Genomic DNA, 8676 nt, shown 5'->3' with positions numbered 1-8676 from the left:
TTCACACCTCACACGGAGGTCTTCCTCATGTCAGCCCGCCATGCCGACCGGTGACGCAACGTCCGTGGTCAGTACAACTAGGAGCAGCACCACGACGATCCCGCCCAGCACCCATACCGCAGTGTTCCGACCCGGCGACCGGGGGTCGTTGTACGGCGCGTACCGCCAGTCATCGGAGTCCCAGCCGTTCCCGGGCGATCTGGTCATGTCCACCACCGTCGACAGGGCCGGGTCTCCGACCGATTCCGCTTGAATGACGGTTATTTTATCCGCGGCGGGGTCCAAAAGTCTTCGAATCGAGCCAGGGAGGCGTGGAACCGAACCGGCGATCCCGCGCGTCGAACAGGGTGCACGGAAATACGGCCACCAGCGACGCCATCACGGCCGGCGAGGCGGATATGAGAACGCGGGTATGAGAACGACGACGACGAGCGCCACCACAGCATTGGGCTGCGACCACCGGGTTTCGCGAGACCGTCAGGGGAAATCGGCGCGGATGGTGGTCGGACCCACGGTGGGGCCACGATGACCGGGCCGCTCGACGTCACCCCGGTCGAGCTGACGGATCTCGCCCGGCGCGTGGCCGGATACGGCGACCAGATCGGCGGGATCACCCCGGAGGGCGACCTCACCGCGCTGGCGAATGCCGTGAGGGGCAGCAGGGTCGCGGCCATCGCGAGCACGCTCGGCGCGCGGCTGAGCCAGTCCGCCGACAGGCTGAGCTCCGACTTGGCGGGGGAGGCGGGCCGCATCCGGACCGCGACCGGGGTCATCGTCACGGCGGACGGCGACAACGCCGCGATGTTCGGCGGGAGGTGAACCGGTGCCGATACGGGTCAGCGACGCACTCGCGTGGCAGGTGGACGACGCGGAATCGCGCCTGATCACTGTCCGCGCGGGTATCACCGCGACGAATGACGTCGCGGACCAGTTGCGGGACGATGCGGAGAGGGTGCTGGACGGGATGGAGGGTCAGTCCGTCGACGCGGCGCGCTCATCGGTTCAGGATCTGCGTCGGCGCACATTCGCACTCGGCGACGACCTGCGCAGCACCGCGAATCCGCTCTCGTCGTTCGCTCGATCCGTTGCCATCCACCGTGATCGGCTGCAAGCGGGCGTGGAGGCGGTACTCCGACAGGGGGCGACCGTCGCGGAGGACGGGAGCGTGGTGTGTCCCCCCGATATGGAGGCGGCCCGAATGCGAGAACTCCGCGAGTTCGAAGTGACCGTCAAGGACGCGCTCCGTGCGATCGACTCTCTGGACGTCGAGACGGCGGACACGCTCACCCGTCTCTACGAGACCATTGCCGACCACAGCAACAACGTCGATGCCAAGACGATCACCGTCGGCGTGGTGAACGCGGTGATGACGGAACCACTGGCCGCCGCGATCGCCGCCGGCGACGACGGACTGCGCAGCACCCGAGTCGTCGCCAAGGGGCTCGGCCCGTTCGGGTCGGCGCTGAGCTTCGTGGCCGGGGTGTACGGCGCGCCGGAGGACGAGCCGTTGGCGGAGACGCTCGCCGCCGAGGGCGCCGGTCTCGGAGCGGGGCTCGCGGCGAGCATCGTCGGTTCCGCCGTAGCGGGTGGCCTGGCCGGAAGCATCGTTCCCGGCGCGGGGACGGTGGCCGGAGTACTCGGGGGCATCGTCCTCGGCACGATTGCCAGCGCCAAGGCGTCCACGCACCTCCGCGACCGATTCGACGACCAGCGGCAAGGTGGGTGAGGGTGATGTCCCAACCGGCACCGGACTCTGCCGCCCGGACCATCGAGTGGACCTACCGCGTCGCCCAGAACCCTCGTTGGCTCCTGGCGTTCGCGGCCCTGTGTTGGTACGCCGCACAGGTCATATGGGCTGCCACGTCGATCGACGTCTGGTGGTTTCTCGGTGTCATCGACCCGGTGCGCGCCGCGTACGCCGAGCGGCCCGACCTCGTGGAGCTCGCGTATCTCGGGTCCAATGCGATGGTCGCCGTGCTCGTTCCGACTGCCACAGGTTTCGTCCACCTCAGGACTCCACCCCGAATCGATGAACCCCGAACACCGATTCCCGCATACGGGCACTGGCGCCTCCACATTCCTTTCGTTGTCGCGATGGCGCTGAGCTCATGGGCGCTGATCCACTGGTTCTCCGATCCCGACTACGACAACCTCTGGTCTCAGGTCTCGGCCTACGTGGCCCTGGCGATCGGGTGGGCGGGCATGGCCCTGGTCGGCTGGTCCCTCGTCGCCGGAGGTCACCGTCGCGCGCTCGTCTTCACACCCGGGGCGCTGCACTACACGCGCGGGTACTTCCAGGCCACCATCCCGTGGGACTCCGTCACCGCACTCCGACCCGTGTGCGACGCCAACATCAAGAACGGGGGCCCTGGCGAGATTCACCGGCCCTCCCACCGCAATCTCCGCGCGGGGGTCCAGATGTTCGTTCGCGAAGGAGTGGAGACCAGAAGGAAGACCATGCTCTTCCGCATCGACGATCAGGACGTGATCGGCGTGGACTGCTCCGGTTACACGATCGAGCCGAACACTCTCATCAACGCCATCTACCTCCTCGTGGAGAACCCCGGGCTCCGGCCACTGCTGGCAACCCCCGAGTGCGCCGAGTTCTTCGTGGGTCCGGACTGGAACACGCGTCGGACGATGCGCGTCGGCGATCGGTGGGATCGGTCCACGGGCGAGATCGTTCGCGCCGAAGAAGGGGACACGCCATGACGACGCTCACAGAGTTCCTCGAGGCCGGCGGCAGGGTTCTCGAACCGCTGGACGACCCCTCCCTCGCCCGGCTCGACCCCGGCGACGGGTGGCAGCTACTGGACCAGAACGAACCGGTCCCGAACGTCGCGATCTGGGCACACCCCGGGTTGTACCGCGAAGGATTCCAGCCGACCGTCATCATCTCGCTGGCACGCGTCACCCCCGCGGTCGACCTCGGAACGCTGCTGGACCGGCTCGCGGATACGGCTGCGACGCTCGAACGCTGGCGGGTGTGGGCCGCCGACAGGGTGGTGGACGACCGGGGTCGACTGGTCTCGGACACCCTCGGCGAGTTCCGCGTGGGCCCTCACGAGCTCACCGCGTCGACGATCGCCACCGTGTGGCAGGACGGCGGGGCCACGGTGCTGCGTCAGGTGGTGGGCACGACCTTCACCGACCAGGTGACGACGCACTCGGGCGTCCTGCGGGCGCTGGGCTGACCTGGCGCGTCCACCGGATGCGGGCCGACGGGGTCGTTACTACGGTCGAGAGTATGCGTGAAGGCGCATAGCACGACCAGAGAGGAGCCCGAATATGAAGGCAGTCACCTGGCACGGCAAGCGCGACGTCCGCGTCGAGGACGTCCCCGATCCCAGGATCCAGGAGCCCACCGACGCGATCGTCAAGATCACCAGCACCAACATCTGCGGTTCCGACCTGCACCTGTACGAGGTCCTCGGGCCGTTCATGCACGAGGGCGACATCCTCGGCCACGAGCCGATGGGGATCGTCGAGGAGGTCGGCGCCGAGGTGACCGGCCTCAAGCCCGGGGACCGCGTGGTGATGCCGTTCCAGATCTCCTGCGGGCACTGCTACATGTGCGACAAGGGTCTCAACACCCAGTGCGAGACCACCCAGGTCCGCGATCAGGGCATGGGCGCGATGCTGTTCGGGTACTCCGAGCTGTACGGCAGCGTCTCCGGCGGGCAGGCCGAGTACCTGCGCGTGCCCCAGGCGCAGAACACCACCATCAAGGTGCCGCATGAGCACGCCGACGACCGCTACCTCTACCTGTCGGACGTCCTGCCCACCGCGTGGCAGGCGGTCGACTACGCCGAGATCCCCGACGGCGGCACGGTCGTCGTGCTGGGCCTGGGGCCCATCGGTGACATGGCGGCCCGGATCGCCGCCCACCACGGACACCGCGTCATCGGTGTGGACCCCGTCCCCGAGCGGCGCGCACGCCAGGCCCACCGCGGCGTCGAGGTCATCGACCCCACGGACGTCCCCGGCGAACTGGGCGACGTCATCCGCGACATGACGGGCGGGCGCGGCCCCGACTCGGTCGTCGATGCCGTGGGCATGGAGGCCCACGGCTCCCCGGCCGCCAGCGCCGCGCACGCGGCCGTGGGCATGCTGCCGAAGTTCCTCGGCAAGAAGATGATGGAGAACGCCGGCGTCGACCGGCTCGACGCGTTCTACTCGGCGATCGACATCGTGCGCCGCGGTGGAACGATCTCCCTGTCCGGCGTGTACGGCGGAAGCGCCGATCCCCTGCCCATGCTCACGCTGTTCGACAAGCAGATCACGCTGAAGATGGGCCAGGCCAACGTCAAGCGCTGGGTGCCCGACATCATGCCGCTGCTCACCGACGACGACCCGCTGGGCGTCGACGACTTCGCGACCCACCGGCTGCCGCTGGCGGACGCCCCGCGCGCGTACGAGATGTTCCAGAAGAAGCAGGACGGCGCGGTGAAGGTGGTCCTCCAGCCGTGACAGAACTCGCGCGGCTCCTGCTGATCCGCCACGGACAGAGCATCGGCAACGTCGCCGACGACCGCGCCCGCGCCGCGGGCGCCCACCGCCTCGACCTCGACCACCGTGACGCCGACACCCCGTTGTCGGACGTCGGGGGCGGCCAGGCGCGCGCGGTGGGCGCCTGGCTCGGCGAGCTACCGGAGGAGCTCCGGCCCACCGTGTGGCTGACCTCGCCGTACCGCCGGGCGGCCGACACCGCGGCCCTCGCGCTCGAGTCGGCGGGCGGCGCGGCGGGCGGCGCGGCGGGCGGGGCGACCCTGCTCACCGACGAGCGCCTGCGGGAGCGCGATCTGGGGATCCTGGACGGTTACACCGGCCGGGGCATCCGGGAGCGCTACCCGGAGGAGGCCGAGCGGCGGGACCGGATCGGCAAGTTCTACTACCGCCCGCCCGGCGGCGAGAGCTGGACCGACGTGCTGCTGCGGGTGCGCTACCTGCTCACCGACCTGCGCCAGCAGTACCCCGGCGAGCGGGTGTGCGTGTTCAGTCACCAGGCGGTCATCATGTGCTTCCGCGTGGCGCTCGAGCAGATGGCCGAGCACGACGTCCTGACGATCGACCGCGAGGACCCGCTGCCCAACTGCTCGGTGACGACCTACCGGCAGGCGAACGATCAGCTCGAACTCGAGCGCTACGCTGACACGACAGCTGTAGAGCGAGCGGACGCGCCGACGACGCGTGAGACGCCGACCACGCAGGAAGAGGCTGCGACATGACGAGCGGCGACATGACCGGCGGTGCGAGCCGGGCCGAGGTCGTGCTCACGCCCCATCTCCTGCGGGACTGGCCGCTGCCCGCGCCCGGCGGGGGCAAGGAGGGCCGCGGACGGGTGATCGTCGTGGGCGGCAGCCGGGCCACCCCGGGGGCAGTGAAACTGGCCGGCGAGGCCGCGCTGCGCAGCGGCGCGGGCAAGTTGCAGATCGCCACGGCCGAGACGGTCGCGCCCGGCCTGGCGATCCACATCCCCGAATCCAAGACCGTGGGACTACCCGAACGCGAGGACGGGGAGCTCGCGGCGGTGGGCGCCGAGACGATCGTCGGACTCGCGAAGTCCTGCGACGCCGTCGTCCTCGGCCCCGGCATCGGGGACAAGACCGCCGCGACGGACCTGCTCGCCGAGGTGATCCCCCGACTGGAGACCACCCTCGTGCTGGACGCGCTCGGCATGGCGTACGTCACCGAGAACCCCGACGGCCTCGAGCACCTCGATGGCCGCGTGGTCCTCAGCCCGAACCCCAGAGAACTCTCGCGCACCCTCGGCGTCGACGAGGACGACGTCGAGGCCGACACGCCCGCGCACGTCACCGAATTCGCGCGCCGCGCCGGGGCGGTCGTCGTGTCCGGCACGTCGACCTCGTGGATCGCCACCCCGGACGGCCGTCTCTGGCGGGACGAGTCTGGATCGTTCGGCCTCGGCGTCTCCGGTTCCGGCGACGTCAAGGCCGGCCTCATCGCCGGGCTGTTGGCCCGAGGGGCTGATCCGGCACAGGCCGCCGCGTGGGCCACCTACAGCCACGGCCGGGCCGGCGAGCGCCTGTCCGCCCGGACGGGCCCCACGGGCTTCCTCGCCCGCGAGCTGCTCCCCGAGGTGCCGGGGATCCTGGTAGAACTCTCGTCCTGAGCAGACCGCCGGGAGGGTGTCAGTCATGCAGGTCCGGCAACGTGGGACCCCGGTCGGCCGGTCGCGCCGGGCCAGGGGACCGAACGCGCTCGTCGTCGTCCTCCTCCTCGCCCTCACCGGCGCCCTGACCGCCGCCTGCGGCGGGCCGTTCCCCAGGGACACCGACGGCAGCCTCGACCGGATCACCGGGGGCGTGCTGCGCGTGGGTGTGTCCGAGAACCCGCCGTGGACCGAGGTGTACGACGACGGGCGCGTCGCCGGGCGGGAGGTCGACCTGGTGCGTGGGTTCGCCGCCGAGCACGGGGCCGACGTGGAATGGACGTCCGGCGCGGAGAGCGAACTGGTGATGGCGATGGTCCGCGGCGATCTCGACGTGGTCGTCGGTGGGTTGACGTCCGATACCCCGTGGGAGAAAGAGGTGGCGGTGACCCGGCCCTACGCCGATGAGGTCACGCCGGACGGCGACACCGAGCAGATGGTGATGGCCACGCCGCTCGGCGAGAACGCCCTGCTCGTGGCGCTGGAGACGTACCTCGCCGGAACCGGGGAGGCGTCATGAGCGAGGAGGCGTCATGAGCGGGACGACGGCGCTGGGAGGTCGGGACCTGCCCGACGAGCAGCAGGCCGCACTGCGTCGCGCCATCCGGCTGGAGTGGGTGACCCTCGCCGTTCTCGCCGTGACGGTCGCGGCCGTGTACGCGGTCTCGGGCCAGTCTCAGGCGATGAAGGCGGCGTGGATCGAGGACTCGCTGTCCTTTCTCCCGCCGATCGCGTTCCTCGTGGCCGTCCGCGTGTCGCGGATCCCGCCGAGCGCGCGCTTCCCGTACGGGCGCCATCGGACGGTGGGCATCGGGCACCTCGTGGCCGCGGTGTCGCTGCTGGTCATGGGCGCGTTCCTCATCGTCGACTCGGGCACCGGGCTGATCACCGGCGAGCGGCCCCCGCTGGGTGTGGTGGAGCTCGGCGGGCACGTCATCTGGTCCGGGTGGCTGATGGTGGTGGTGATGGCGCTGTCGGTGATCGGGCCGTTCATCCTCGGCCGGATGAAGCTCGCGCCGGCCGAGGCGCTGCACGACAAGGTGCTCTTCGCCGACGCCGCCATGAACCGCGCCGACTGGAAGACCGGGCTGGCCACGATTGTCGGGGTCTTCGGGATCGGCCTGGGGCTGTGGTGGGCGGACGCGGTCGCGGCGCTGGTGGTGAGCGTGTCGATCGTCAGCGACGGCTGGTCCAACCTGCGCGGCGCGATCGAGGGGCTGGCCGACGCGCGCCCCACCCGCTTCGACGGCACCGACCCCCACCCGCTCGTCTCCGAGATCGACGCACTGCTGGCCGAGGTCGACTGGGCGGTGGACCGCGGCGCGCGCGTGCGTGACGAGGGGCACGTCTTCCACGTGGAGGCCTTCCTCGTCCCCGCCGTGGGCCGGGAGGTCACCGTCGAGCGGCTGTCGGAGGTCCGGCGGGGGCTGGCGGCGCTGAGCTGGAAGATCGAGGACGTCGTGGTCACGGTCGTGCCGGAGGTACTGGACGCGCACCGGCCGTGCTGACGCGCGCACCGGCCGCGCACCGGCTGCGGATCGCCGTAAGGGCTGGCAGTCTCGGGGCATGACCACACTCGACGACATCCGCACCGCCATCGACGCCGCCACCGAGCCCGAGCAGCCCGCGTTGGAGCGGGCCCGAATGATCATCGTGGACAAGCTCGGCGAGCGCGACAGCCTGGGACTCGACGAGCTGATCGAGTCGGTGTGCGAGGCGTACGACGCCCACTCGGGCGAGCCGCTGCGGCTGGTCGACGTCGACCCGTCCGCCCCCGAGACCGACACGCCCGCCCTGCGGAACCTGCGCTATGCCCGCGCCGCGCGCACGGCGATCATCGCGCTGCTCGACGAGGGGACGATCGTGACGGTCGAACCGCTGCCCGGCGACGGTGAGATGGTCCGCGCCACCGGCGAGGGGGACCCCGCGGGAGAGGACCACGACGACGACGAGGTCACCGCCGCCAAGGAGACCACCGACGCGGCGGCCTCGAAGGCCGGGGCCGAGGAGGTCGTCGTCGCGACGGGCCCGCAGCCGGAGGGGCGGCGGTTCTCGCTGGCCGACCGCTGACCGCCCCTCCGGCGGGTCCGGGACCCGGCGGGGCGTCCTACAGGGTGACGGTCTCGTCCGGGTGGTCGGTGTCCTTGAGCGGCTTCTGCGCCCCGCCGGACAGGGTCGTCTCGCCGAGGCGGGCCTCCCTGTACCGCTCGGCCTGCGCCTGGGTGATGGGTTCGCGGGAACCGTCCTTGGCGTAGCAGACCGGCAGCCAGGCGCCCTCGTCGTCCAGGCGGGCGACGATCCGCTGGCGGAGGCGGAACGGCTGGATGGAGTCCGACCACGCGACGAGCAGGTCGAGGTTTCCGCCGCGGGCGTCGGGCGTCGAGTCGGTGATGCAGAAATGCTGCACACTGCGCCACACCGCGAACTGGGCGCCGGACACCGACAGCGGGTCGACGGTCGCGGCCTTCGGCGCGCGGGCGGACCGGGTTCGGGAGGCCTTGGCG

Annotated in this window: 12 protein-coding genes; 10 read left to right on the top strand and 2 right to left on the bottom strand. The window is 70.9% G+C overall.

What is annotated here, in order from left to right; translation table 11 throughout:
- Positions 1–30: 30 nt before the first annotated feature.
- Positions 31–207, bottom strand: coding sequence for a hypothetical protein (locus tag KHA85_RS15455; RefSeq protein ID WP_213186489.1), 177 nt, complete (start codon positions 205–207; stop codon positions 31–33).
- 318 nt (positions 208–525) lie between these two features.
- Between KHA85_RS15455 and KHA85_RS15450 the strand changes: the two genes are divergently transcribed.
- The 10 genes from KHA85_RS15450 (at position 526) to KHA85_RS15405 (ending at position 8242) form a co-directional block, all read left to right on the top strand.
- Positions 526–819 (top strand): hypothetical protein, encoded by a 294-nt coding sequence (locus tag KHA85_RS15450; protein ID WP_213186488.1) that lies wholly within the window; start codon positions 526–528, stop codon positions 817–819.
- Between the two features lie 4 nt (positions 820–823).
- Positions 824–1726 carry a hypothetical protein gene (locus tag KHA85_RS15445; protein ID WP_213186487.1) on the top strand — a complete coding sequence of 301 codons (903 nt, stop codon included), beginning with the start codon at positions 824–826 and terminating at the stop codon, positions 1724–1726.
- A gap of 5 nt (positions 1727–1731) precedes the next feature.
- Positions 1732–2712 (top strand): hypothetical protein, encoded by a 981-nt coding sequence (locus KHA85_RS15440; protein ID WP_213186486.1) that lies wholly within the window; start codon positions 1732–1734, stop codon positions 2710–2712.
- Positions 2709–3194 carry a hypothetical protein gene (locus KHA85_RS15435; protein WP_213186485.1) on the top strand — a complete coding sequence of 162 codons (486 nt, stop codon included), beginning with the start codon at positions 2709–2711 and terminating at the stop codon, positions 3192–3194. Before KHA85_RS15440 ends, KHA85_RS15435 begins: the two co-directional genes overlap by 4 nt.
- 94 nt (positions 3195–3288) lie before the next feature.
- Positions 3289–4470, top strand: coding sequence for a zinc-dependent alcohol dehydrogenase (locus KHA85_RS15430; protein ID WP_213186484.1), 1182 nt, complete (start codon positions 3289–3291; stop codon positions 4468–4470).
- Complete coding sequence (locus KHA85_RS15425) at positions 4467–5228, top strand: histidine phosphatase family protein (protein ID WP_213186483.1); 762 nt, start codon at positions 4467–4469, stop codon at positions 5226–5228. The genes KHA85_RS15430 and KHA85_RS15425 overlap by 4 nt, the downstream gene beginning before the upstream one ends.
- Positions 5225–6133 (top strand): NAD(P)H-hydrate dehydratase, encoded by a 909-nt coding sequence (locus KHA85_RS15420; RefSeq protein ID WP_236885781.1) that lies wholly within the window; start codon positions 5225–5227, stop codon positions 6131–6133. The genes KHA85_RS15425 and KHA85_RS15420 overlap by 4 nt, the downstream gene beginning before the upstream one ends.
- Before the next feature lie 25 nt (positions 6134–6158).
- Entirely contained in the window at positions 6159–6692 is a 534-nt protein-coding gene (locus KHA85_RS15415) for a substrate-binding periplasmic protein (RefSeq protein ID WP_213186482.1), read from the top strand.
- Between the two features lie 13 nt (positions 6693–6705).
- Positions 6706–7680: a cation efflux transmembrane domain-containing protein gene (locus KHA85_RS15410; RefSeq protein WP_213186481.1), complete on the top strand. Its 975-nt coding sequence runs from the start codon at positions 6706–6708 to the stop codon at positions 7678–7680.
- A 58-nt stretch (positions 7681–7738) separates the two neighbouring features.
- Positions 7739–8242, top strand: a complete 504-nt coding sequence (locus KHA85_RS15405) for a hypothetical protein (RefSeq protein WP_213186480.1) — start codon at positions 7739–7741, stop codon at positions 8240–8242.
- 37 nt (positions 8243–8279) lie between these two features.
- Here the strand turns inward: KHA85_RS15405 and KHA85_RS15400 are convergent.
- Positions 8280–8676: hypothetical protein (locus KHA85_RS15400; RefSeq protein ID WP_213186479.1), on the bottom strand; the 397-nt coding region annotated here is incomplete at its 5' end.

The organism is Dietzia massiliensis (genome assembly GCF_018390595.1).
GTDB lineage: Bacteria > Actinomycetota > Actinomycetes > Mycobacteriales > Mycobacteriaceae > Dietzia > Dietzia massiliensis.
The sequence above is the reverse complement of the archived record's forward strand: the minus strand, read 5'-3'. Positions and strand labels throughout refer to the sequence as shown.